The organism is Alloalcanivorax marinus, from assembly GCF_016906305.1.
In the GTDB taxonomy this organism is placed as follows: domain Bacteria; phylum Pseudomonadota; class Gammaproteobacteria; order Pseudomonadales; family Alcanivoracaceae; genus Alloalcanivorax; species Alloalcanivorax marinus.
The window spans coordinates 175,176-197,902 of record NZ_JADDOL010000003.1 but is presented as its reverse complement, the minus strand read 5'-3'; the positions used below and the strand labels follow the sequence as shown (position 1 = coordinate 197,902).

Genomic DNA, 22,727 nt, shown 5'->3' with positions numbered 1-22,727 from the left:
GATCGTGAGCGCGATCGAAAGGTTACAAATTGAATTCCACCACCGCGGCGCCGGCGCCGTAGGTGGGGCCATAGGCGTGCACCCGCGCGCCCTTGAAGTCGCCGGTGGCGCCGAACAGCCAGGACAGGTGTTTCATGCCCATGTCCGCCTTGGTGCCTTCATTGAAACGGCCCAGGGCCTCACTGGCGGAGCGCCGGTCGCCGTTGGCCAGGGCGTCGAGCAGTTGGCGGTTGGCGGCGTCGTCCGCGTCATGGCGGATGCGGTCGTCGGCGATGTCGATCTCCTCGTCGAAATAGGCCGCCGACAGGCCACCGATGGCCAGCACCGCCAGGCGCTTGCCCTGTTTGTCGGCCTGCTCCACCGCCATGGCCGCCAGCTTTTCGGTCTCGCCGGGGCCGTGGTAGAGATTGTTGGCGGCGATCACCAGCGGAATCTTGCCGCCGGGGTTGACGAAGTTGTTGGCGACGATGGTGCCGGTGTCCACCGGGAAGTGGTCGTAATTGACGCCCTTGGCGCGGATGCCGATGTCGGCGCAGCCGGCGATGCAGGCGTCCACCAGATCGGTGTCGGAACGCAGGTCGATGGTCAGGTCGCCGTACTCGTACCAGTTTTCGTCCACGTGCTCGCCGGTCAGATGCGGACGCGCCTGCCACAGCTGGTCGAGCACCGCGAACCATTGGGTGGAATAGATCAGCAGCGCGTCCGGCTTGGAGGCCTGCAGGGCGTCACGGACTTTTTCATAACCGGCGGCCAGCGGCTGCCAGGGCGGGTTGTCCTGACGCAGGTACGGCAGCGGGCTGCCGGGCACCAGAAAAGCGGATACAACGGTCATCTTTGTTCTCCTCGTCTGTGGGCGGCCGGCTCAGGCCACCGCCGCGTCGCGGGCTTCCGCCTTTTCCAGATTCCACTCCATCACCGCGTTGCCGGTACCGATCACGGTGCCGTAGCCGTGCAGTTCGGCGGGAATCTCCGGGTACCCCATGGCCGACAACATCCAGGGGAAGGCGCCGGATTTCACTTCGGCGAACGCTTCCTCCACCCACTCCGGGAACAGACGCATGACTTCCTTGAGGTTGCCCTGGCGCATCAGCTCGATCATCTTCATATCCCACTTGTAGCCTTCGTAGCTCTGCGGGTGTTCCCGGGACATGTCCTCGGGGACATCGGGCTCTTCGTGGAAATGCCAGTGGGAAAAGGTGTTGGAGGCCAGCAGCACGGCCCGCTTGCCGCTCTTCTCGATGGCCTTGCGGGTGGCCACGCCCAGGGTGTCCATCTGCTCCACGCCTTCGTCCACGCTCAGGTAGTAGGGCGAGTTGTTGGCGGAGATGCCGACGATGGGAATGTCCCACTGGGGGCGGATCATGTGCAGCGTGGTGATGGTGCCGTAGTCCACGCGAAACTTGGGATTGCGCATCATCTTGGTGGTCAGGCCCATGGCCGCCGCTTCCTGGCAGCAGGCTTCCGCCAGTTCCACGTCCACGTCCAGGGAGAACTTGTAGCGGAACAGGTTGGAGAAGATCGGATCCACCGATTTGCCTTCCAGGTGCGGCACCCCGAGAAAATGGTGGCCCACCAGGGTTTGCCAGTGCGGCGAATGCACCAGCAGCACATCCGGCTTCATCTCCTCCAGACTTTTGCGGGCCCGCTCATAGGCCCAGCGCAGCGGCTCCCAACCGCCTTCGGAACGGGCTTCGTTTTGCGGCGGATTCTCGCCGTACACCAGATGGGGCGGATGCGGCGCGACGAAGCCGCCTACGATCTTGCCTTGACTCATGACAGTTTCTCCTGGTTATCGGCCCCGGCTTTCTGTTGGCGCGGGGTCGTCGGTAGCGACAAAAAAGCGCTTCCTGCGAGCCGCCTTTCAGGACGGCTTGAACACGATCGACAGGCGCTCAATGCGTTCCGATTCCGCGCGGAATCGAAACAGATCCACCATGTCCACGTGCATTCGGGACCCGTCCTGGCGTTCCCAGAAATAGTCGATGTGCGCGGCGATGCCGGCGCCGTCCTCACTGAAATACAGCTGCTCCAGACGGACCCCGGCGCGCACCGTGTCGGCGAACAGCTTTTCGTAGAAAGGCCGTACCGGGACCTGGCCGTACACCGGCGAGACCACCGTGCCGTCGTCCTCGAAGCAGCCGAGAACCGTTTCCAGGTCACCGGCTTCCATGGCGCCCAGGTAGCGTTTCACCGTGTCGGAACGTGCCATCATTGCTCTCCGTTTCGCGGCCCCGTGGCCGGCTTCAGTGCAGGGGCCCGTCGAAACCGGACGGTCCGTTCGACAGCCAGTCGCGCAGGGTACGCACCACCGGCGACTGCGGGTTCTCCATCTGCAGGGCCAGTCCGAAATGGGTGGCGCCCGGCTCCACATGGGAGCGCACCGCCGCGCCGGTCTCCTTCAAGGCGGCGATCATCAGCCGGTTGCTTTCGATAATGCGCGGGAAGTCCTCTCCGCCATGGGCAATAAAGAACGGCGGCGGATTGGGGCCGATGTTGTGCAGCGGGCTGGCGTCCCGGTCGTCCTTTCGATCGGCCAGGAACATCTCGTAGATGCGCGCCTCGCCACTGCCCGGCGCCGGATCGTCGAACGCCAGATTGAGCTGGGAACAGATCGGCAGGCAGCCCTTGATCAGGTTGGCCGGCAGACCGGCCCGGGCCAGCAGGTGCGGCTTGAGCGCCGCCAGCGCGAACAGGTGACCACCGGCGGAGTGTCCGCCCACGTAAAGCCGGTCCGGGTCGCCCCCGTAGTCGGCGATGTGGTCGTGCACCCAGGCCAGCGCCGCGATGCAGTCTTCCAGCGGCCCCGGGTAGCGACATTCCGGCGCCAGGCGATAGGACACCGACACAAAGATCGCCGGGGTTTCGACGATCACCGGAGCCATCAGCCCCAGCCACTCCTTATAGCCGTGGGTCCAGGCGCCGCCATGGGCGAACAGCAGCACCGGCAAATCGGCGAGCGCCGCGTCGTCCGGCAGATAGATGTCGACCTTCTGCCAGTAATCATCGCCGTAGCGGATGTCCATATGATTCCTGACCCGTGCCGCCGCCTGGTGGGACCGGTCCAACGCCTCCCGCGCGTAGTCCTCGGCTTCGCGCGGGTAGATCGGCGGCTGGTCGGGAAGATCATCGAAAGACATTTCAGGTATTTCCTTCTTGGTTTCAGAGGGAGGACCGGCGGGGCTCCCTGTATCAAGCACCCCGCCGGACCGCATCAGCTCAAGGGGCGTATCGGGTGGAGAACGCCTCTTCGGGCAGCTCGTCCAGGAACCCCTTGTCCATCACCCGGCTGGCACGCTCCGCGAAAGCCTTCAGGCCGTTGATGTAGTCGTCGTTCCAGGTGGTGGCGTAGTCACGGATCACGCGTTCCGCCAGCTGGTCGATGCCGGCCTGGTCCAGACCCAGCTTTTTGCCGTAGGCCTCGAACACGGCCGGGTGGCTTTTCACGTACTCCACCGCGTCCACCCAGCCCTTGAGAAAGCCGGCCAGTGCCTCGGGGTTGGCCCGGGCGAAGTCGTCGTTGGTGGCCAGGGAAATCCACAGGAAATCGTCGCCGGTTTTCTCTTTATAGAGGTCACCCAGGTTGCCGATGCTGCGGTACTTGCCGGAGGCCATGGCCTTGGTGGCCAGCGGATCGAACAGCAGGCCGGCGTCCACGTCGCCACTGTCGAGCAGCGCCGGGATGATGCCCGGGCCCACGTATTGCAGATCGCCGGTGGCGGCCGGATCGAAGCCGTAGAAATCATTGAGCATGACGCGCAGCAGCACGGTGGCGGTGCCGGCGGCGCCGGCGTAGGAGGCCACGCGCTTGCCTTTCAGGTCGTCCAGGCTTTGCAGCTCGGAGTCGGTGGGCACCAGCACGTCCAGGGTGGCGCCCCGGCCCACCGGGAAGATGTTCACCACCGGATAGCCCTGGGCGCGGAACTGGGCGAAGCCGGTCCAGCCGCCGAAGCCCAGGTCCACCTGCTTGCCGCGGATGGCGTTGAACAGACCGTCCAGCGTGGGGTAGCCCTTGTAGCTCACGTCCACGCCGTATTTATGGTCCAGCTCCTGGTCGATCATCACCTGGGAGGCGATGCCGTTGAGCGATTGCGCCATGTCGGCGAGACGAATCGGCGTGTCGTCGGCGCGAGCGCCGAACGCCAGCGACCCCAAGGCGACGATCAACAGAGGAATCCCCAGTACTGCCTTGATCTGCGATTTTTCGTGTTTCATCGGTATGCTCCCGAAGTACTCGTTGTAGTAGGGCCGGCGTCAGCCGGCCTGTTGTTCCAGGCGCGCACGCTCCGCTTCTTCGGCGGCGGCGATAAAGTTGGCGGACACCTGTTTGCTGATATCGAACAGGGCGGGGTCGTCGTAATCCCGCGGACGGGGCACCTCCACGCGGATCTCCTCGCGGATGTTGCCCTGGGAAAGCACCACCACCCGGTCGGCCAGGAAGGTGGCCTCATAGCTGTTGTGGGTGATGAACAGAATGGTCTTGCCGGTGCGGCTCCAGATGTCCAGCAGGTCCACCCGCATGCGCCGGGCGGTGAGTTCATCAAGGCCGCTGAACGGCTCGTCCATGAACAGCACGTCCGGCTCGATGGCCAGGGCGCGCACCAGGGACAGGCGTTGGGCCATGCCGCCGGAGAGTTCATGGGGGTAGTGATGCCGGAAGGCTTCCAGGCCGGTGAGCGCGAAATAGTGGTTCTTGATCTCCGCCCAGCGGGCCTTGGGCACGTCGGAGTTTTCCAGCACGAAGTCCACGTTGCGCTCGGCGGTCAGCCAGGGCAGCAGGCGCGGGTCCTGGAACAGGTAGCCCATCTTCACCGGCGGCTTGCCGTTGCGGCCCACCGGACGGCCGCCGAAACTCACCTCGCCGCTGTAGTCGTTGTCGAGACCGGACAGCGTGTTCAGCAGAGTGGACTTGCCACAGCCGGACGGGCCGAGAATGCAGACGAATTCGTTGTCGGCGATGGACAGGTCCAGGCCGTTGAGCACGCGATGCCCGCGTTCGCCTTGACGGTGGCCCGGGTATTCCTTGACCAGGCCTTTGATGCTGATTCCTTTATCCATTAGATCTTCACCTTGGGACGCCAGGAGAACAATTTGCGCTCCATGTTTTGCAGGATGACCAGCTCGATAAAGAGCATCACGATGGTGAACAGCAGGGTCCACGCCAGCACTTGCTGCATGTCGGCGAGCTGGTACCAGTAGAAGAGTTCGAAACCGACACCGTCCGGCCGCCCGAGCAGCTCCACCAGTACGGTGATTTTCCAGACGATGCCCAGGCCGAAGCGCAGCGACGCCATGATGTAAGGCAGCACCTGAGGGAACAGCACGCGACGGATGATCACCCAGCGCGACGCATTGAAAACCTTGGCCATCTTGAACAGGCGGGTGTCGATGTTCTTGACCCCTTCCCACAGGTTGATGGCGATGGAGGGCGCCGAGGTGAGGCCGATGGCGACGATGGCGGCGGTTTCGTTGAGGCCGATCCAGATGAACGCGAAGATGGCATAACAGAGGCTGGGTACCGTCAGCGCCACCATCACCCAGATATCCAGGGTTTTCTCGGCGAAGCGGTTCACGCCCATGATCACGCCCACCGGGATGCCGATGGCCATGGCCAGCGCCAGGCCCCCCAGGACGCGCCCGAGCGTGGCGAACAGGTGTTGGAAAATTTCCCCGTTGGCGAAGTTTTCCGCCAGCACCATTGTCGTCTGAAAGGGCCCGGGCAAAATCGTTTCCGGAAACAGAAAGGACAGCCCGAGCCACGCCAGTACCGCGGCAATGATGGATCCCACCTTAACGAACACTGAATTCTCCTTATTGATAGGGATTTTTTATGGACATAAGTGAGAGAGTCCGGCGGCGCGCAGGCAGCGCCGGGCGATCTGTTCGGCCTGACGCAGCAACGCGCCCTCGTCGATAAACAGCGGCTCGCGGTTCTCGATCAGCAACCGGCCGTCCACCATCACATCGCGCACGTCCGTGCCCTTGGCGCTGAACACCAGCGCCGCGGCGGTATCCAGGTTGGGCGTCAGGTGCGGTTGCCGCAGATCGACGGTGATCAGGTCCGCTTTCAAACCGGCTTCCAGGCGGCCGGTCTGGCCGTCGCGGCCGATGGCGCGGGCGCCCTCGCTGGTGGCCATGCGCAGCACCCGGTGGCGGCTCAGCGCCAGCGGATCGTTGGCCGCGGTCTTGGCGGTGGCGCAGGCGTATTTCATGCTTTCGAACAGGTCCTGGCCGCAGTTGGCGGCCGGCCCGTTGGTGGCCAGGCCGCAGGTGAGCCCCGCGTCCAGGAACGGTTTCAGAGCGGGAAAGCCGGTGCCCCAGAACAGCCGCGTGGGCGGGTCCAGCAGCACGCGGGTGTCGCTGCGCGCCAGCAGCTCGATTTCGTGGGCGGACACATCCGACACCGCCGCCACCTGCACGTCCGGCCCCAGGCAACCGGTTTCCTCAAGCAGTTCCACCTGGCGGATATCGCGACCGAAATGCCGGGCGATCAGCTGATTGAATTCCGGTGATTCCGCCACGTGCATGTGCAGGCACAGGGACAGATCGTTCGCCAGGGCGCGGGTTTCCCGGTACATCTCCTCGGTCATGCACCAGGGCAGCAGCGGTCCGATGGCCAGCCGCAGACGGTCGTCCTCGGCGCCCTGCCAGCGGTGCGCCAGGTCGGTGACCCGGCGCGCCTGCTGATCCAGGGTTTCCATGAAGTCGGGATGGAAATGGCGCCCTTCGAAAGCCCGCGCCACGGTGCCGCGGATGCCGGCATCGCGCATCGCCTGAAAGGCGGCGTCTTCCGGCGGATAGCCTTCCGGGTGTGTGGAAAACAGATTCTCCACCACCGAAGTATTGCCGTTCTTCAGGTTCTCCAGGCAACCCAGCATCTGCGCCACGTACATGGCTTCCTGGTCGAACGCCGCCATCAGCGGCATCTGTACGTCGAGCCACTCCAGCAGCCGCTTCTCCGGCCCCAGGGTGCGGCCGAACACCATGCACAGATGGGAGTGGCCATTGATCAGCCCTGGCATCACCAGCTTGCCGGTGACGTCGATGACCCGGTCCACGGGCTCCATCGGCCGGTCCGCGGCGGCGCCGACGAAGGCGATGCGGTCGTCGCGGACCAGCACGCAGCCGTCGCGGTATTCCCGGCCTTCGGCGTCCTGGGTCAGTACGTGACCGCCGCTGAACAAGGTGGTGGTCATCGGATCAGCCCGCCTGCCGTACGCCGTGCTGCGAGCGCGGCCATTCGCGGGTGATGCGGGCGGCGGCGATGCGCAGATGGTCGAGCAGACCGTGCTCCGGGTTCTCCGCCCGGTCGCCCACGGCGGCCACGGTGACCGCCGCCAGCAGGGAGCCGTCGTGGCAGAACACCGGCACCGAGGTGCTGAACACCCCGGTTTCCAGCTCGCCGGCGCTGGTGGCGTAGCCGCGCTCGCGGATGTCCCGCAGTTCCTGCTCCAGGCGCCCGGCGTCGCCGGACCACTGCTCCGGGCTCAGGGTGGCGCAGTGTTCCAGCACACGCTGAATGTCGTACTCCGGCATATGGGCCAGATGCACCTTGGCCGACGAGCCCACGTACAGTGGTGTGTCCAGGGCCGGCGCCAGACCCACCCGCACCACCCGCGGGCCTTCCTGGAAACCGACGCAGAGCACCCGCTCCCCCACCCGGTGGGTGACCAGCGCGGTTTCCCCGGTCATACCGGCCAATTCCCGCAGAATGGGACGCACCAGGGCGGCCATGTCCCGGCCGTGCTCCTCGGTGAGCGCCACCAGCCGGGCGAACCCGGGGCTGAGCACGTACTCGCCACTGCGCGCCATGCCGGTGATCAGGCCACGGCGGCGCAGCGTGTGCAGATAACGGTAGGCGGAGCTGCGTGACAGTCCGAAACGGCGTTCGATCTCGGTGCGGGTCACCACATGCCCGTGCCCCGCGAACAGCAGCAGAATGTCGAGCACCCGATCCAGTGAGGAAGCGTTGTCTTTACTCATTCTTATGTCCCACATGACGAATCACGCAAAGTATGCCTCTAACATGCTCGCGAGCAATTCGGGATGTCAAATGTGGAAAAATAGAGCTAAATCATTGTTATTTATGAGTTTTTAAAAAAAGCCTGTTCGCCCCATGATACTGCTCAATAATAAATCATATTTTTTGTCCTGTATTTCCGGACAAAAAGAGCAACATACTTTCCCTTAAAAAGGCGCCGGGACCTCCCCCTGTTCCGATCCCATCCTTTCACTCAAGGTCCGCCTCTTTCCGCCGATGTTCCCGGAGGGCAAGACGGTTTCAATGCATACCTTGATTCAGTCATGTATACATGATTAGCTTTCCCCAACCCCATAAAAACAAAAGAGAGAAAAACCCAAAAAAAAACAGTGAGTTATCACAAAAACACTAAGCCTTTCAGCCTTCTATAAGGCTCTGAGCGAGCCAACATCCCCATAGAATGCGCCATAAAGACCGCAAAACACTCAGTGGAAAGCGGCCACGAGAGGCTTTTGTTCGCAGGGAGTGCACCAAAACGGGCTGATTTGGACAACGGGAGACGTGCCAAGCCCGATAATGACGATTCTTGTATGCAAGAAGAAAAGCGGTGACCCGGACCGCCTGATCCGGCCCGCATGACTCATTCGAATAAGAGGAACCACTCATGAAACGCACTCTGCACACCGCCCTGCTGGCGACCGCCACGTCCCTGACCGCGCTCAGCGGCCTGGCCCATGCCGACACCGACGCCACTTTCTATGGCGTGCTCGATGTCTGGGCCGGCAGCAAGGAACTGCCGGGCAGCGACGGCAGCACCGCCAAGCTGGATGCCGGCGGCTTTACCACTTCCTTCCTGGGCGCCAAGGTCAGCACCGACCTGCCCAATGGCATGAAAGGCGTGGCCGTGGTGGAAAGCTTCCTGCGCCCGGACACCGGTGAGGACCGCCGCTACGGCGGTGACGAGTTCTTCGCCCGGAATGCCTATATCGGCGTGGTGGGGGATTTCGGTACCTTGAAAGCGGGCCGCAGCACCGCGCCCATGTTCGTGCCGACGCTGATTTCCAACCCGTTCGGCGGCGCCTTCGGCTTCTCGCCGCTGATTCAGCACTCCTTCCTGGGGGGTAACAACGGCCCCATCGCCGGTGACTCCGCCTGGGCCAACGCGCTGTCCTACACCTCACCGTCCATGGGCGGCGTGACCGCCAATCTGATGTACGCGTTCGGCGAGCAGGAAGGCGACAGCGGCGCCAACCGGGTGGGCGGCAGCCTGACCTACCGCGCCGGCGGACTGATGCTGACCGCCGCCGGTCACAGCATCGAGGAAGGCGCCATCGACACCAACGGCGGCGTGGGGGATGCGGGCGCGCTGGGCGCCCTGGAACAGGATGGTCTGATGGCCGGCGCCAGCTACGACTTCGGCGTGGTGAAGGTGTTCGCGTCCTGGCAGCAGCTGGAAACCGGCACCGCCGGTGGCGATATCGACACCGACACCGGCCAGGCCGGCGTGTCGGTACCGGTGGGCAAGGGTTTCGCCCTCGCCTCCTACGCCAACACCGACTACAGCGGCAGCCGCGACACCGAGCGCGACACCTGGACCGTGGGCTACGACTACCCGTTCAACGAAGTGCTGGACGTGTACGTGGCCTACATGCACGACGACCTGGAAGACACCGGCGACGGCAACACCTACGGCGTCGGCAGCCGCTTCAAGTTCTGATTCGCCCGGGCGAATCCACTTCTATCGGTCCACTTTTCGGCGGCTCCCTCAGGAGCCGCCGCTTTGTGCACTGCGCGCCGGATTGGCGTCGATGTCTTCCATGCGGTCGCGGATCGCGTCCTCATTCTCCGGCCGCACCAGGCGGCTCACTTCCCGACCTTCCTGAATAAAGATCAGCGTCGGCCACTTGTCCACGTTGAACGCGCGGCCCAGCATCTTGTCCTCGTGATCCGCCAGCTTGACGTGGCTGATACCGGGAAAGTCCTGGAAGGCGGCCTTCACCATCGGCTCGGTTTTCTGGCAGTAGGGGCAGTCCGGGCTGCCGAACTCGAGCACGGTGGGCTCGACAATGCCCTGGATTTCGTCACGGGTCGGGTGGTTGGTGGCGTACTCAGCGCTGTACATGGTGCCTCCTTTCGTTGTTCAGCCGTGTTACGCGGTATGGGAACGCGCGATGTGAAGCATGCGATGTGACACTCAGTGTGCAGCCCGCCACCGCCCACGGAAACCCGGGGTTTGCAAAACACTATAAAGACCGGGAAGAGAGGATGTGGTGCAGCCCGGCGCAGGAGACCATCGGATCGTCGCAGTTCACCACCGTCTCCGAGCGCGCCAGAATGTGCGCCTTGCCGGTAATGGTGTTGCGCACCACGTCGTGGCCGCGCTCGCCCAGGGTGTCCACTCCCAGAAACTCACCGACGAAGCCCGACTCCCGCAGCGATACGGTTTCCAGCCGGTCGCCGGGCCGGATGCGCCCTTCATGGTGCATCAACGCCAGCCGCGCCGAGGTGCCGGTGCCGGTGGTGCTGCGGCAGATCACACCGGGGTGCACGTAGGTGGCGGAGCGGGAGCGGTAATAATCGTCGGCCACCCGCTCCTCCGGCCCCATGAAATGCAGAAAGGGCAAGGGCCCCACGTCGCCCAGGGCGTAATGGGAGAAGCCCCGCCGGGTCTGGATCGCCTCGACGATGGCGCCGGCGCAGCGGGCCAGGTCGGCCTCCTCGTCGCGGGTCAGATGAAAGCCCAGCTCGCGGGCGTCCAACAGGGCGTAGAAGCCGCCGCTGTAGGCCACGCTGTACGTCACGTCGCCCAGGCTCGGCACATGGATGGAAGCCCGGTAGGTGTCGATGTAACTGGGCAGGCCGCCGCAGGTGATGGCCTCCACCCGGCCGTTCTCCACCCGGGCGTCGATGTGCACCAGCCCCGCCGGCGATTCCAGCATGAAACTCTGCAGCCCCTCGCGTTTGGCGATCAGTCCGCTCTCCAGCAGAGCGGTGGCGGTGCAGATGGTGTTGGACCCGGAATAGATCGGATAGCCCATCACCTCCATGATGATGTAGCCGATTTCCGCGCGCGGGTCCGACGCCGGCACGATCAGGTCCACGGACATTTCCGGCGCGCCATAGGGCTCCTCCAGCAACAGCCGCCGCAGGCCATCCGCGTCGTCCCGCAGGTATTCCATTTTCTGGCGTACCGTGTCGCCGGGCAGCGGATCGACCCCACCGGTGACGATGCGGCTCACATCGCCGCCGGCGTGGGTGTCGAGCAGTTGCAGCGTCAGCTGGTCCTTCATGGCGCGTCCTCTTGCCCGGGCAGTGCGAACGGCGCGCCATGGGTCTCCCACTGGGCATCGGGCACGATCACGATCTTGCCCAGGAAGCGGCTGCCGCGTTCCACGAAATAGCGTTCCGCCCGGTGCAGGTCGGACAGCCGGAAGGCACCGTGGAGCACGGGCTTGAGGGCGCCGTCACGGATCCAGTCGATCAGCTGTTCGGCCTCCTCGCGGGTGCCGTGGGATACCCCGAACACCTGCACCTGATAGAGGTAGATGCGCGTCCACAGAATCTCACTGACGTTGCCACCGCTGGCGCCGGCGATGCTCAGCCTCGGATAGCTGTTGCGCGCCGCCATATCGAAAATCATGGCGTCGATAAAGCGGTCGGTGAAGGCGCCGCCCACCAGATCCATCACCGCGTCCAGCGGCGCGCCGCCGGTCACCGCCTTGACCGCCTCGGTGAAGTCGTCCATGCGCGAACGGTCCAGCACCGCCTCGGCGCCCAGGGCGCGCAGATCCTCGGCCTTGTCCGGCGTGCTCAGGGCATAGGGAATGGCACCGAGAATCCGGCACAGCTGAATCAGCGCCGTGCCCACGCCGCCACTGGCGCCGGTCACCAGCACCCGTTCGCCGGCCCCGACGCCGGCGGCGGTGAGCATGTGGTAGGCGGTCTGGTAAGAGCACATGCCCAGGGCCGCCAGCTCCGCGTCGGCCAGATCCGGCCGCCCCACGGCGTGGAACTGGTCGGCGGGCACCGCGATGTACTCGGCGAAGCCGCCGTCGGCGCCGTGGCCGTAATAGTCCGGGGTGAGGTTCAGATCCCGGCGCGCGTCCGGGTACAGGTTGAAGTCCAGCAGCCCGCGCTCGCCGAGGCGGCCGGCGTCGACGCCCTCGCCCACCGCCACCACGCGGCCGGCCACGTCGGCGCCCTGGATGCGAGGAAACGTCAGGGTCGGCGAACCGCCCATCTGGAAGGACGCCACTTCGTCCCGGTCCTTGGTGGGGTAGAGCCCTTCGCGGGCCTTGCGGTCGGTGTTGTTCTTGGCGGTGGCGGTGATCCGCACCAGCACCTGTCCGGGCTCCGGACGTGGTACCGGCAGGTCTTCGCGGTAGACCAGCTTGTCCAGGCCGCCATGGCCGGTGAGGACCATGGCCGCCTGGCGATCGGGCAACGGATGGGTTTCGACGGGGGCAACCATACTCGACCTCCTTGCGCGATGGGTTGCTTAAGGGATGGCTTCCCCTTCACCTGATAGCCCGAGCGGGAATTTCAAGGCCCCGAACCGTGCGCTTTGCCCCATCCGTGGGCTCCGCGCCGGTGTCGCCTACTCGGGCATCGATACTTCCCGGAAGGTGCCGTCCTCGGTGCGCTCGAAGGCCACCTCCGGCGGCCAGGACAGCAACGCCACGAAACTGTCGTCCTCGGCCAGGATCGCGCCCAGCGGCAGATTGAGCACGTTGGCCGGGTCGTTCAGGTAGGCGTCGCTTTCCTCACCGCTCATGAAGCACCAGCCGCTGTCGTTCTCGTCCACCGGTTGCTCGCGATACATGAAACCCACGTTGCCGCCTTCCACGTAGGCGTCCCGGGACACCAGGCAGTGGGCCGCGTAACGCTTCGCCAGCGACGGCTCCGGGTCGTCCACGCTCACGTCCATGATGTGCCGGGCCTCGAAACGCACCGCGTCACCCGGCGCCAGATCCTGGAGATGGAGAGGCGGGTTATCCAGCCGGCCATGAAACACGCCTTCCTCGATGCGCACGATCTCCACCCACAGGCGCTCGCCGGTGGGCGCGTCCGGGTCGTCCGAGTGAAACAGGAACAGCAGCCTGGCCCGGTCACCGGGCATCAGGCTCTGCACCGCCGTGGCCGACGGCTTATGGAACGTGTAAGGGTTTTCGTTGGCGATCACCTGAACATCGTCCAGCCGCCAGCTGGGTGTGGTCATGGGGCCTCTCCGGGCAAACAGTCGCGAAAGAAAGCATCGAGCGCCGTGGCCTCACCGCCGGCCGGCGCGTCGCCCTTGGCCTGATAACGGGAGAACCGGGACAGTTCATGCTCGATAAAGTCGTTGAGCGCCGGCATCGCCGGCACGAATTCCTTTTCCTGGCTGCGCTGTTTGCGCGCCAGCAGGCGCTCGATGTCCTTGTTCACCGGAGTATTGTCCGCCACCAGTTCACGGAGCCGGTCGAACTCGATGGGCGCCGGGGTGCGGAAGCGTTCCAGCCAGCGGATCGCCAGCAGGGGCCGCAGGGCGTAGAAGTATTTTTTCAGCGGCACCAGCTGGGCCTTCAGATAGCCACGATAATTCTTGTCGGCCATGCTCAGGTAGTGAAACACGCCGCTGTCCACCGCGTAGACCTGGGGCAGCAGCGTCCGCGCGCGCTCGGCGAAGCCGCTCTCGTCGCGATAGACGATGGGCGACTGAATCCATTCCACGAAGGACGGATTGGATTTGGCGAACAGCTTCAGCGCCTTGCGCACGTCCCAGCCGTTCAGGTCGATGTCGTCGGTGATTTCGTACTCGATCACGTCCCGGCGGTCTTCCACATCCAGGGACAGATACCAGTCGCGCGGGTGCGCATAGACGAACCGCACGTCATAGTCGCTGTTCGGCGACGGGAAGCCCCAGGCACGGCTGCCGGATTCCACCGCCATCAGAATGCGCACGCCGTGTTCGCGCTCGGCGGCGGCCAGGCGCGCCATGATCTCTTCGCGCACCGCCGGCGTGATCGCCGTTTGTTCAGGACCGTTCATCATAATCTTGCTTGAGCTGCTGTTTAGGGGCTTGGTCCATACCGTGCGCTCCCTGCGAACGAAATTAAAGAAGGGACAGGCGGACCCCGCAGTCGCGGAACATCCGTTCCAGCCGTGCCGACAGGGTGGCGTCGTCCACGCCGCCGGCGTCGAAGGTGATGGTGAGACAACGCAGGCCCAGCATTTCTCCCACCGCCGCTTCGAAGGTGAGCGTCACCGCGTCGGCGGTCTGGGTCACGGTGTCCACGCCACCCCAACCGCCGTGCTCCGGATCGCACCATTCCAGGTAATAGCCGGGTGCCTCTTCCACCGCTTCCAGGGCCTCGAAGTCGCGCTGCAGCACCAGGTAGCGCTCCGGGTTTTCCGGGTCGTCGGCGAAACCGAGCAAATAGCAGAAGCCTTCCGGATGATCGAGCACCACGGAGCGGGCGTGGAAGGTAACCCGGGTTGCGTTCATAGCTGGCTCCTTGCCGTCGGCCTGGCGTCTGGCTCAGCCGTGGCGGGCGAGAATTTCGCGTCGATCCATGAATTGCAGCGCCCGCGCCAGCTCGCGATGGCCGCGCCGGGCGGCGTGCAGGGAGTACCAGGCCTGCAGGCCCTCGCTGTCGCCGGGCACCCGCTCCAGGGCATGCTCCACGGCGCGCAGATAGGGCGTACGCAGGGCCGTGGGCAGCGAGGGCGCGCCCTCTTCCTCGCGGCCCAGTTCGATGGCCGCCACCAGCGCCAGCTGGCCGGCGTCCACCAGCCGCGGTACCGCCGCGTAGGAGGCGGTGCCCACGGCGCCGTCGTGCACCAGATGATCGCGCAGGCGCTCCAGCGCCCCGGCGTCGCCGGCGGCCAGGGCATCCAGCACAGGGAACGGATCGTAGGGTCGGCCCCGCGCGCAACGCCAGGGGGATTGTTCATCGCTCATCGAGCGTGGCTCCCATCAGTGTTCCTCATTCAGATGTTCCGGCGTCAGGTCGGGAAAGTGCCGCCGGGTTCGTGAAGCTCCAGGGTACCACCTTCACGCATCCGCCGGTGCAACACCGGCCGTTCCTGACGCCAGCCGCAAATGATCCACCACCCGCGCCGCCACCGCTGGCAGGCAACCCTTGAAAAAGTGGTCGGTCCCCGGAAACACGGTGACCGGGTGGCGGTCGGCGCGCAGGTGCGCCAACAGATCCGCCAGCGGCGCCCGTTCGTCGTCTTCGCCGTGCAGCAGCAGGGCATCGGCGGGCACCGTCACCGGCGCGTAGAAGCGGCCGTCGGGCACCTGCCCCACCGGCAAGCCCAGCAGCGCCAGAGCCGCCACCGGCGATTCCAGCCGCGCCGCCGCCCGGGCGAACACCCAGGCACCGAACGAGAACCCCACCAGCGCCAGCGGCAGGTCGGGCCAGCGGGCACGCAGGGCGTCGATCATCACCAGGGTGTCGTCGGTTTCGCCCTCCCCGTCGTCGTGTTCACCGTCGGAGCCGTCCACGCCGCGAAACGCCGGGCGCACCGTCAGCCAGCCGGCGTCGCGCAGGGCGCGGGCCAGGGCGTGGGGCACCGGATGACGCGGCGAGCCGCCCAGCACCGGCTGAGGGTGACCCACCAGCACCAGCCCATGGGGCGCCCCGGGCGGATGATCCAGGGTCAACCGCAGGCGGCCCGCCGGGCCGTCAAGGTCCAGGGTTTCGCGGGAAGCGCTCATCAGACACCCGATTGCAGCGTGAAAGGGCGTGCATGCTAGCACGGCGCCCCGGCGCCGTCGGGGAAACGGCGCACGGCCGATGGCTCAGGAGGGCGCTTCGCAAATGCGGTCACGACCGCCCTGCTTGGCGGTGTACAGCGCCAGATCCGCGCGCTTGAGCAGGCTTTCCACGGTGTCGTCGCCGGTCAGCGCGGCCAGGCCGCCACTCAGGGTGGCGGTGATGCGCTGGTCGGCGGACACCGCCATGGCGGTGCCTGCAAGCCGTTCGCGCAGCCGCTGGCCCAGCGCCCGGCCCCCTTCGGCGGTGGTGTCCGGCAGCATCAGGATGAACTCCTCGCCGCCCAGGCGCCCGCACACATCCACCTCCCGGCCGACGTCCATCAGCAGCCGGGCAAAGGCTCGCAGCACCGCGTCACCGGCGCCGTGGCCCCAGGTGTCGTTGATGCGTTTGAAATAATCCAGATCCAGCAGCAGCACGGTCAGCGGCAGACCGGAGCGCTGCGAATGGGCCACCTGCCATTCCAGGGTTTCCATCACCGCGCGCCGGTTGGCCAGACCGGTGAGCACGTCGGTGCGCGCCTGGGCACTGAGCTGCTTGCGCATGATTTGCTGATGGATCTCATGCCCCACGCTGTCCGCCAGCAACTGCATGAAGATCAGATCGTCCCGGGAGAACGGACGGCAGGGGTTCCGGGAGGAAAAATTCAGGGTGCCGTACACCTCGCCCTCCACCTGAATGGGACAGCCGATATAGGCTTCCAGGCCGAAATCCCGATAGCAGGGGTGCACGCGGATTTCGCTTTCGCCGGCGTGATGAAAGCCGATGGGCTCGTGGGCTTTGAGGGTATGCACGCAGTAGGTGCCGGACAGCTCGAAGGAATCCCCCGGATTGATGCCGTGGGAGGGATCGAGACAATGCTCGACACGAAAGTCCTCGCCCCGGATCCGGGACTGCACCGCCAGGTCCAGCCCGAAGTGGCGCGCGCCCAGCGACAGAATCGCATCGATCCGCGCCGCTTCGTCCAGCGCCGGGCTGGCGGTGATGGCGTGCAGACGCTGCAAGGTATCGACGGTTTTTTCCGCCGCTTCGGTGGGCCGGATCAGGCCGATAAAACCACGCAACTGATCCCGTTCGTCACGCATCGCCCCGCCGGAGGTATGGGCCAGAAACACGGTACCATCGGCGCACCGGTAACGGATCCGGTACGCCTGCATGCCGACACGGCTAAAGCGGTTATAGCGCTTCTGGCCCTGCTCCAGGAAATCGTCCCTGCTGGCATAGAGCATGGCGGTTTCCTCGCCGATCCATTCCGGGCCGTGGTAGCCGAACAGCGCCTCCGCCGCCGGATTGACGTAGCGAATACGTCGGTCCGCGTCGGTCACCACCACCGCCTCCGGCAAGTGGTCAAAGAAATCCGCCAGCAACGCCGGCGACACATGGGCCAGGGTGGCCGAGGATCCTTGGAGCATACGGTTTGCCCGTTTCGCGTTCACACTGGCTGCAATGCTTGAACGTTCGGGGGCCTTTGTCAAAGCCCGGGCAACCGGGCACGCACGGCAAGGATTCACCCGGTTACCAGCAACGCAGAATCCGTACGTGGTTGCGGTTGCGGCTGTAGGACGGCGGCTGGCCGAACCAGCGCTGGTAGGTCCGTGACAGGTGCGCGGAATCGGTGAAGCCGGCGGCGTGGGCGATGTCGGTGAGGCTGCGCCGGGAGTGCAGCAGTTCAAACACGCGCTGCAGCTTGCGCCAGGCTTTGTAATCGCGCAACGACATGCCGAACACCTCGCGCATCAGCCGCGACGCCCAGAAATACGACATGCCCAACTGATCGGCCAGTTGCGAGAGGGTCAGCTCCGGCTGCTGTTCGAGCAGCGCTCGAATACGCTCTCCCCGGGGGTCTCCCCGGGGCGGCGCTTCCAGATGATCGAACGGTTCGCGCAGTACCGCCTGGTAAAGGGCCGGCGCGCCACCGGCGGGAAAGTGACCGTGAAAAAGAGCGTCCAGGTCGTCGTCGAAACCGCTGAACCAGGACCGCTCGAGGGGGCGCACGCGGCCCGCCATCAACTGGCCGAGCGCCGCATAGCAACCGGCGCTGGGCGTCACGTGGAAGCCCACCACCGGCACGTCCCGGGCGCTCAGGGCACGGGGCACGAACGGCGGCACCAGCACGGCGCCGGCCTCGATCTCACCGTCGCCGACCCGCACACTGAAACGTCCCGACCCCACCGCCAGCAGCAAGGCCGCCGACGGCGGCCGGGTGGTGCCGGTGGCGATCCAGGGCGCGGTATAGATAAAGCCGCGCCGCCCGATCATGTACACGTTGTCCTTGACCCGGTGCGACAGCCGCCCGAACCCGCCGCCTTCCACGTTTCCCAACGTCATGGCACTTCTCCGTCACATCGACGCGCCCCGCCGCCCCATCATAGCCGATGTCCGGAACGGCGAACCTTGTACGTTTTTGCGGTGCGGCGGAGGGCGTCCGGCAGGGCGAGGCAAAACCGTTCAATTCTTCCGCCACCGCTTGGGCCAACCTAACCGTCCCACAGAGAGGAAACGCCGGCCCCTGCCTCATCGGCACCGCGCACCGGCTCTCATTCCCGAACAAAACAACAAACAGGGACTCATCATTATGAAAAGAAACGCTATTCAACGACGCCGGGGTGGCGCCGCCATCGCCCTCACCTCCCTGGCCCTGGCCGTGGCCGGCTGCGGCGGCTCCTCCTCGGACCACGATGCCGGCCCGGCCTCCCGCAGCGGCGTATTCGGCGCCATTCCGGTGGCCGGCCTGGACTATCGCCAGGGCGACGGGCCGGTGCGCACCACCGACGACCAGGGGCGCTTCGTCTACCAGGGCGACGGCGGGCTGACCTTCGCCATCGGCGACCTGACCCTGGGCCAGGCCACCGCCGCCTCCCGGGTCACCGAAACGGGCCTGGGCGGCGACAACGCCGTCGCGCTGGATACACCGGTGGTGCACACCCTGATCCTGCTGCACAGCCTCGACGCGGACGGCGATCTCAATAACGGCATTCAGCTTACCGACACCATCCGTGAGCGTGTCTCCAACGCCGCCGCCAGCCTGGACCCGGCCCAGGACAGCGCGGCCTTCAACAGCGCCTTGCAGAGCGTCGTCACGGACCTGGAACAGGCCGGCGCCTTCTCCGACACCGATCCGCGTCCGCGCCCCCTGACCTCGGCGGCGGACGCCCGCGACACCTTCCAGCGCGCCGCCGGCCCCCGCCATGAGGTGGCCACCACCGGCGGCCGGCTGCTCGGTTTCGAGGGCAACGCGGACACCTGGCAATATCTGGCCATCCCCTATGCCCGGCCGCCCCTGGGCGCGCTGCGCTGGAAGCCGCCGGTGGCGCCGGAGCCCTGGCAGGGGGTGCGCCAGGCGGTGGCCTGGAGCGACCAGGCGGCGCAGAACACCGCCCTGGAACGCTTCGGCGAAGGCGGCATGAGTGAGGACTCGCTGTACCTGAACGTGACCGCGCCCAAGGACGCCGAAGGACTGCCGGTGATGGTCTGGTTCCATGGCGGCGGCTTCACCGCCCTGACCAGCAACACCCATCCGTTCAACAATCCGCAGGCAATGGCCAGCCGGGGCGTGGTGCAGGTGTCCGTCAATCACCGGCTGGGGCCGTTCGGCTACATCGCCCACCCGGACCTGAGCGCGGAGAGCGGCTACAACGGTTCCGGCAACTACGGGCAGATGGATCTGATCGCCGCCCTGGAGTGGGTCCAGGACAATATCGCCGTCTTTGGCGGCGACCCGGACAACGTGACCATCTTCGGAGAATCCGGCGGTGGCCGGAAAACCCTGTCGCTGATGGCCTCGCCCCGGGCCGCCGGCCTGTTCCACCGGGCCATCAGCCAGAGCGGCACCCTGATCCCCGACACCCGTAGCCTGGCCGACGCGGAAGCCATCGGCAGCCAGTTGCAGACCAACCTGGGCGCTGCGTCCCTGGCGGACATGCGCGCCGCGGACTGGCGCCAGGTGGTGGCCGCCGCCGCCACCCTGACGCCCTATACCAATGTGGACAATCACTACCTGCCCTACACGGAGCGGGTGGCGTTCGAGTCCGGCAACCAGAACGACGTGCCCTTTATGTTCAGCGTCAACGCCAACGACACGCCGGACCCCACCGGCACCGCCATTAACGTCTTCCCCTGGATGGCGCCGCTGTGCTCCGCCAACCACTATGCCACTTACTTCACCCACCAGCCCGCCGGCTGGAAAGCCCGGGGCGTGCAGGCCTACCACGCGGCGGAACTGGCCTACACCTTCAATATGAAGGAGAGCGTGGTCACCCATTACCTGCTGGGGCTGGTGATCGACCCGGCCACCGGCCAGTCACTGGTGATCGGCGACCTGAACGGCAACGGCGTCAGCGGCTCCCAGGGCGACCCGGCGGACATTCTGGCGTCGGCGGGCTTCGACGCCACCGACGATCAGGTGATCGACCGGATGCTCACCATCTGGACCAACTTCGCCAAAACCGGCAGCCCGGACATCGCCGGCGAGCTGACTTACCCGCTCTACGACGCGGCCACCGAAAGCTATGTGGAAATCAGCGCCGACGCCGAGGTGAAAAGCGGCCTGGGCGCGGTACTGGACGACTGACGAACAATAAGAATCGAGGAGAACCACATGCGATCCATCGCACGAATAACGGGCCTGGCCCTGACTCTGGCGCCGCTGGCGCTGATCGGCTGCGGCGGCGACAGCGACAGCCGGTCCTCCGGCGGCGCCAGCCGCCAGGGCACCTTCATGGACGGCCCGGTGGCCGGGCTCGGCTATCGGGCCGGCGACCGGGACGCCGCCGTCACCGATGCCCTGGGCCGGTTCCGCTACCGGGACGGCGACACGGTAAGCTTCTTTATCGGCGAGCTGGCCCTGGGCGGCGCCCGGGGCGCGGGGGTACTGACGCCGCTGAGCATCACCGACGGCGCCCAGGCCGCCGACCACACGGCGGTGCAAAACAAACTGATCCTGCTGCAGACCCTGGACCGGGACGGCGACCTGAACAACGGCATCCAGATCAGCGAGGCCATCGCCGGGGTGGTCTCCGAGCACGCGGCGGAGATCGACTTCAGCCGCGACACCGCCACTTTCCGCACCGACCTGCAGCCGCTGCTGGACCAGCTCAATCAGCAGGCACTGTTCAACGACACCGATCCACGCCCCCGGCGGGTGCGCGCCGCCGAAGCGGCGCTGGCGCATTTCACCCGGGCCACCGGCCCGCGCCAACAGGTGACCACCACCGGCGGCGAACTGCGCGGCTTCCAGGCCAACCCGGACACCTGGCAGTTTCTCGGTATCCCCTATGCCACGCCGCCCCTGGGCGAGCTGCGCTGGAAACCGCCGGTGCCCCCGCAACCCTGGGAGGGCGTGCGTGAAGCCACCGACTGGGCGGACCAATCGGCCCAGGACCCGGCGCTGGAAAGCGTCAATGAGGGCGGCATGAGCGAGGATTCGCTGTACCTGAACGTGACCGCGCCGAAAAACGCCGACGGCCTGCCGGTGATGGTCTGGTTCCACGGCGGCGCCTTCGCCATCCTGTCCGGCAACTCCGAGCAGTACAACAACCCGGACAGCCTGACCACCCGGGGCGTGGTGCTGGTCACCGTCAACCACCGCCTGGGCCCGTTCGGCTACATCGCCCATCCGGCACTCACCGAGGAAAGCGGCTACGGCGGCTCCGGCAACTACGGCCAGATGGATCTGGTGATGGCCCTGGAATGGGTACGCGACAACATCGCCGCCTTCGGCGGCGACCCGGACAACGTGACGATCTTCGGCCAGTCCGGGGGCGGTGGTAAAACCTACTCGCTGATGAACTCACCCCGGGCCGCCGGTCTGTTCCACAAGGCCATCGTGATGAGCGGCTTCGCGCCGCTGGAAGAGAACAGCGCCCCCAACGACTCCCTGGCGGAATCCGAGGCCATCGGCCAGGCGTTGTTCGAGCGGGTCGGCGTGGAGACCCTGGAACAGGCCCGCGCCCTGCCCTGGACCGCCTTTACCGACGCCGACCGTGCCCACGACATTCCCCGGCAGACCTACCGGCCCAACGTGGACCACTTCTATCAAACCAAGACCTACCACCAGAACGTGGTCGATGGCCTGCCCGGCGACGTGCCGCTGATGGCCGGCGTCACCGCCGGCGACTACCCGCACCTGCGCGCCGCCCTGCCGGTGTGGCTGGAACAACGCTCGGCGGACTACCAGTCCAATCAGTACATCTATAAGTTCACCCGGGTGCCGCCGGGCTGGGAAGACCTGGGCCTGCGCAGCTGCCACGGCTGCGAGCTGCCCTACCTGTTCAATCACCCCGCCGGGCTGGTGCAGAACTTCCTGCTCGGGCTGGTGCTGACGCCGGAGGGCCAGCGGCCGGTGATCGGCGACCTGAACGGTAACGGCGTCAGCGGTTCCCAGGGCGACCCGGTGGACCTGTACCTGTCCATGGGCTACGACCAGGACGACGAAACGGTCAGCGACCGGATGATGACGATGTGGACCAACTTCGCGAAAACCGGCGACCCCAGCCCGGATGACCTGCACTGGCCCGCCTACACCGGGGCCAATGACACCTATCTGGAAATCCGCCAGGACACCGGGCTGTCCGTGGAAACCGGCCTGGAAGCGGCGATGGGCCTGGAGTAAACCACGCCCGCCCGGCCGTCCTACAACCCGGCCAGGCGCTCCAGGGTGTCCGGGTAGCGTTCGATCAGGCGGATCAGGGTGGCGGCCTGGGCGTTGGGCCGGGCGCGCCCCTGCTCCCAGTTTTCCAGGGTGCGGGGGTTGGTGCGCAGGTACATGGCGAACACCGCCCGGGACAGATTGAGCCGCTCGCGCAGTGCCAGCAGGTCGTCGGCGTCGATGGACGCCACCGGCGCCAGCCGTGCCTCCTGGCCACGCAGCGTCAGCTTGCCCTGACGCTGCGCCTCCAGTTCCTGAAAACCTTCCTTCAATTCCGCGAACAGATCCCGCTTCATATCATGGTCCTCCCATCGGGTTACGCCTCCGGGTGCAGCATCAGAAT

The 22,727-nt window shown here is 65.9% G+C and carries 23 protein-coding genes; 3 read left to right on the top strand and 20 right to left on the bottom strand.

Annotated features, from left to right (window positions below; translation table 11 throughout):
* Window positions 1-22: 22 nt before the first annotated feature.
* The 9 genes from IM760_RS03915 to IM760_RS03875 all read right to left on the bottom strand — a co-directional run bounded on the left by IM760_RS03915 (window position 23) and on the right by IM760_RS03875 (window position 7,980).
* Window positions 23-832: a DODA-type extradiol aromatic ring-opening family dioxygenase gene (locus IM760_RS03915; protein ID WP_204427217.1), complete on the bottom strand. Its 810-nt coding sequence runs from the start codon at window positions 830-832 to the stop codon at window positions 23-25.
* A gap of 30 nt (window positions 833-862) precedes the next feature.
* Window positions 863-1,774, bottom strand: coding sequence for a DODA-type extradiol aromatic ring-opening family dioxygenase (locus IM760_RS03910; protein ID WP_204427216.1), 912 nt, complete (start codon window positions 1,772-1,774; stop codon window positions 863-865).
* Between the two features lie 87 nt (window positions 1,775-1,861).
* Window positions 1,862-2,209: a nuclear transport factor 2 family protein gene (locus IM760_RS03905; RefSeq protein WP_204427215.1), complete on the bottom strand. Its 348-nt coding sequence runs from the start codon at window positions 2,207-2,209 to the stop codon at window positions 1,862-1,864.
* A gap of 34 nt (window positions 2,210-2,243) precedes the next feature.
* Window positions 2,244-3,137 (bottom strand): alpha/beta hydrolase, encoded by an 894-nt coding sequence (locus tag IM760_RS03900; protein WP_204427214.1) that lies wholly within the window; start codon window positions 3,135-3,137, stop codon window positions 2,244-2,246.
* 79 nt (window positions 3,138-3,216) lie between these two features.
* Complete coding sequence (locus IM760_RS03895; protein ID WP_204427213.1) at window positions 3,217-4,212, bottom strand: ABC transporter substrate-binding protein; 996 nt, start codon at window positions 4,210-4,212, stop codon at window positions 3,217-3,219.
* A gap of 39 nt (window positions 4,213-4,251) precedes the next feature.
* Window positions 4,252-5,055 (bottom strand): ABC transporter ATP-binding protein, encoded by an 804-nt coding sequence (locus IM760_RS03890; protein ID WP_204427212.1) that lies wholly within the window; start codon window positions 5,053-5,055, stop codon window positions 4,252-4,254.
* Window positions 5,055-5,798, bottom strand: a complete 744-nt coding sequence (locus tag IM760_RS03885; protein ID WP_204427211.1) for an ABC transporter permease — start codon at window positions 5,796-5,798, stop codon at window positions 5,055-5,057. Before IM760_RS03885 ends, IM760_RS03890 begins: the two co-directional genes overlap by 1 nt.
* Before the next feature lie 27 nt (window positions 5,799-5,825).
* Window positions 5,826-7,193, bottom strand: a complete 1,368-nt coding sequence (locus IM760_RS03880; protein ID WP_204427210.1) for an amidohydrolase family protein — start codon at window positions 7,191-7,193, stop codon at window positions 5,826-5,828.
* 4 nt (window positions 7,194-7,197) lie between these two features.
* Window positions 7,198-7,980, bottom strand: coding sequence for an IclR family transcriptional regulator (locus IM760_RS03875; protein ID WP_204427209.1), 783 nt, complete (start codon window positions 7,978-7,980; stop codon window positions 7,198-7,200).
* 662 nt (window positions 7,981-8,642) lie between these two features.
* Between IM760_RS03875 and IM760_RS03870 the strand changes: the two genes are divergently transcribed.
* Complete coding sequence (locus IM760_RS03870; RefSeq protein WP_204427208.1) at window positions 8,643-9,695, top strand: porin; 1,053 nt, start codon at window positions 8,643-8,645, stop codon at window positions 9,693-9,695.
* A gap of 48 nt (window positions 9,696-9,743) precedes the next feature.
* On the opposite strand, the gene IM760_RS03865 is transcribed toward IM760_RS03870, so the two are convergent.
* From IM760_RS03865 to IM760_RS03820, 10 genes are all read right to left on the bottom strand, one after another.
* Window positions 9,744-10,100, bottom strand: a complete 357-nt coding sequence (locus IM760_RS03865) for a thioredoxin family protein (protein ID WP_204427207.1) — start codon at window positions 10,098-10,100, stop codon at window positions 9,744-9,746.
* Window positions 10,101-10,221: 121 nt separating this feature from the next.
* Window positions 10,222-11,268 carry a proline racemase family protein gene (locus IM760_RS03860; protein ID WP_204427206.1) on the bottom strand — a complete coding sequence of 349 codons (1,047 nt, stop codon included), beginning with the start codon at window positions 11,266-11,268 and terminating at the stop codon, window positions 10,222-10,224.
* Window positions 11,265-12,449 (bottom strand): zinc-binding dehydrogenase, encoded by a 1,185-nt coding sequence (locus IM760_RS03855; RefSeq protein WP_204427205.1) that lies wholly within the window; start codon window positions 12,447-12,449, stop codon window positions 11,265-11,267. Before IM760_RS03855 ends, IM760_RS03860 begins: the two co-directional genes overlap by 4 nt.
* Window positions 12,450-12,575: 126 nt before the next feature.
* Window positions 12,576-13,196 (bottom strand): immunity protein Imm33 domain-containing protein, encoded by a 621-nt coding sequence (locus IM760_RS03850; protein WP_204427204.1) that lies wholly within the window; start codon window positions 13,194-13,196, stop codon window positions 12,576-12,578.
* Window positions 13,193-14,008, bottom strand: coding sequence for a nucleotidyltransferase domain-containing protein (locus IM760_RS03845; RefSeq protein ID WP_239549590.1), 816 nt, complete (start codon window positions 14,006-14,008; stop codon window positions 13,193-13,195). The genes IM760_RS03850 and IM760_RS03845 overlap by 4 nt, the downstream gene beginning before the upstream one ends.
* Window positions 14,009-14,069: 61 nt before the next feature.
* A complete protein-coding gene (locus IM760_RS03840) occupies window positions 14,070-14,462 on the bottom strand; it encodes an Imm10 family immunity protein (RefSeq protein WP_204427203.1) in 393 nt (130 codons plus the stop codon).
* Window positions 14,463-14,495: 33 nt separating this feature from the next.
* A complete protein-coding gene (locus IM760_RS03835) occupies window positions 14,496-14,918 on the bottom strand; it encodes a hypothetical protein (RefSeq protein ID WP_204427202.1) in 423 nt (140 codons plus the stop codon).
* 93 nt (window positions 14,919-15,011) lie between these two features.
* Complete coding sequence (locus tag IM760_RS03830; RefSeq protein ID WP_204427201.1) at window positions 15,012-15,680, bottom strand: alpha/beta hydrolase; 669 nt, start codon at window positions 15,678-15,680, stop codon at window positions 15,012-15,014.
* A gap of 84 nt (window positions 15,681-15,764) precedes the next feature.
* Window positions 15,765-17,150: a diguanylate cyclase gene (locus IM760_RS03825; protein WP_204427200.1), complete on the bottom strand. Its 1,386-nt coding sequence runs from the start codon at window positions 17,148-17,150 to the stop codon at window positions 15,765-15,767.
* Between the two features lie 103 nt (window positions 17,151-17,253).
* Window positions 17,254-18,066: a helix-turn-helix domain-containing protein gene (locus IM760_RS03820; RefSeq protein WP_204427199.1), complete on the bottom strand. Its 813-nt coding sequence runs from the start codon at window positions 18,064-18,066 to the stop codon at window positions 17,254-17,256.
* A 247-nt stretch (window positions 18,067-18,313) separates the two neighbouring features.
* Here IM760_RS03820 and IM760_RS03815 point away from each other — a divergent pair, with 247 nt between their 5' ends.
* Window positions 18,314-20,308: a carboxylesterase/lipase family protein gene (locus IM760_RS03815; RefSeq protein ID WP_204427198.1), complete on the top strand. Its 1,995-nt coding sequence runs from the start codon at window positions 18,314-18,316 to the stop codon at window positions 20,306-20,308.
* A 27-nt stretch (window positions 20,309-20,335) separates the two neighbouring features.
* Complete coding sequence (locus tag IM760_RS03810; protein WP_204427197.1) at window positions 20,336-22,348, top strand: carboxylesterase/lipase family protein; 2,013 nt, start codon at window positions 20,336-20,338, stop codon at window positions 22,346-22,348.
* A 20-nt stretch (window positions 22,349-22,368) separates the two neighbouring features.
* On the opposite strand, the gene IM760_RS03805 is transcribed toward IM760_RS03810, so the two are convergent.
* Complete coding sequence (locus tag IM760_RS03805) at window positions 22,369-22,680, bottom strand: helix-turn-helix domain-containing protein (RefSeq protein ID WP_138770993.1); 312 nt, start codon at window positions 22,678-22,680, stop codon at window positions 22,369-22,371.
* Window positions 22,681-22,727: the final 47 nt, after the last annotated feature.

Coding starts and splice junctions, on each gene's coding strand:
- IM760_RS03905 (WP_204427215.1), bottom strand. CDS start 2,209: ATGGCACGTTCCGACACGGTGAAACGCTACCTGGGCGCCATGGAAGCC.
- IM760_RS03875 (WP_204427209.1), bottom strand. CDS start 7,980: ATGAGTAAAGACAACGCTTCCTCACTGGATCGGGTGCTCGACATTCTG.
- IM760_RS03860 (WP_204427206.1), bottom strand. CDS start 11,268: ATGAAGGACCAGCTGACGCTGCAACTGCTCGACACCCACGCCGGCGGC.
- IM760_RS03835 (WP_204427202.1), bottom strand. CDS start 14,918: ATGAGCGATGAACAATCCCCCTGGCGTTGCGCGCGGGGCCGACCCTAC.
- IM760_RS03900 (WP_204427214.1), bottom strand. CDS start 3,137: ATGTCTTTCGATGATCTTCCCGACCAGCCGCCGATCTACCCGCGCGAA.
- IM760_RS03845 (WP_239549590.1), bottom strand. CDS start 14,008: ATGATGAACGGTCCTGAACAAACGGCGATCACGCCGGCGGTGCGCGAA.
- IM760_RS03805 (WP_138770993.1), bottom strand. CDS start 22,680: ATGAAGCGGGATCTGTTCGCGGAATTGAAGGAAGGTTTTCAGGAACTG.
- IM760_RS03810 (WP_204427197.1), top strand. CDS start 20,336: ATGCGATCCATCGCACGAATAACGGGCCTGGCCCTGACTCTGGCGCCG.
- IM760_RS03865 (WP_204427207.1), bottom strand. CDS start 10,100: ATGTACAGCGCTGAGTACGCCACCAACCACCCGACCCGTGACGAAATC.
- IM760_RS03825 (WP_204427200.1), bottom strand. CDS start 17,150: ATGCTCCAAGGATCCTCGGCCACCCTGGCCCATGTGTCGCCGGCGTTG.
- IM760_RS03840 (WP_204427203.1), bottom strand. CDS start 14,462: ATGAACGCAACCCGGGTTACCTTCCACGCCCGCTCCGTGGTGCTCGAT.
- IM760_RS03820 (WP_204427199.1), bottom strand. CDS start 18,066: ATGACGTTGGGAAACGTGGAAGGCGGCGGGTTCGGGCGGCTGTCGCAC.
- IM760_RS03890 (WP_204427212.1), bottom strand. CDS start 5,055: ATGGATAAAGGAATCAGCATCAAAGGCCTGGTCAAGGAATACCCGGGC.
- IM760_RS03830 (WP_204427201.1), bottom strand. CDS start 15,680: ATGAGCGCTTCCCGCGAAACCCTGGACCTTGACGGCCCGGCGGGCCGC.
- IM760_RS03895 (WP_204427213.1), bottom strand. CDS start 4,212: ATGAAACACGAAAAATCGCAGATCAAGGCAGTACTGGGGATTCCTCTG.
- IM760_RS03855 (WP_204427205.1), bottom strand. CDS start 12,449: ATGGTTGCCCCCGTCGAAACCCATCCGTTGCCCGATCGCCAGGCGGCC.
- IM760_RS03910 (WP_204427216.1), bottom strand. CDS start 1,774: ATGAGTCAAGGCAAGATCGTAGGCGGCTTCGTCGCGCCGCATCCGCCC.
- IM760_RS03915 (WP_204427217.1), bottom strand. CDS start 832: ATGACCGTTGTATCCGCTTTTCTGGTGCCCGGCAGCCCGCTGCCGTAC.
- IM760_RS03850 (WP_204427204.1), bottom strand. CDS start 13,196: ATGACCACACCCAGCTGGCGGCTGGACGATGTTCAGGTGATCGCCAAC.
- IM760_RS03870 (WP_204427208.1), top strand. CDS start 8,643: ATGAAACGCACTCTGCACACCGCCCTGCTGGCGACCGCCACGTCCCTG.
- IM760_RS03815 (WP_204427198.1), top strand. CDS start 18,314: ATGAAAAGAAACGCTATTCAACGACGCCGGGGTGGCGCCGCCATCGCC.
- IM760_RS03880 (WP_204427210.1), bottom strand. CDS start 7,193: ATGACCACCACCTTGTTCAGCGGCGGTCACGTACTGACCCAGGACGCC.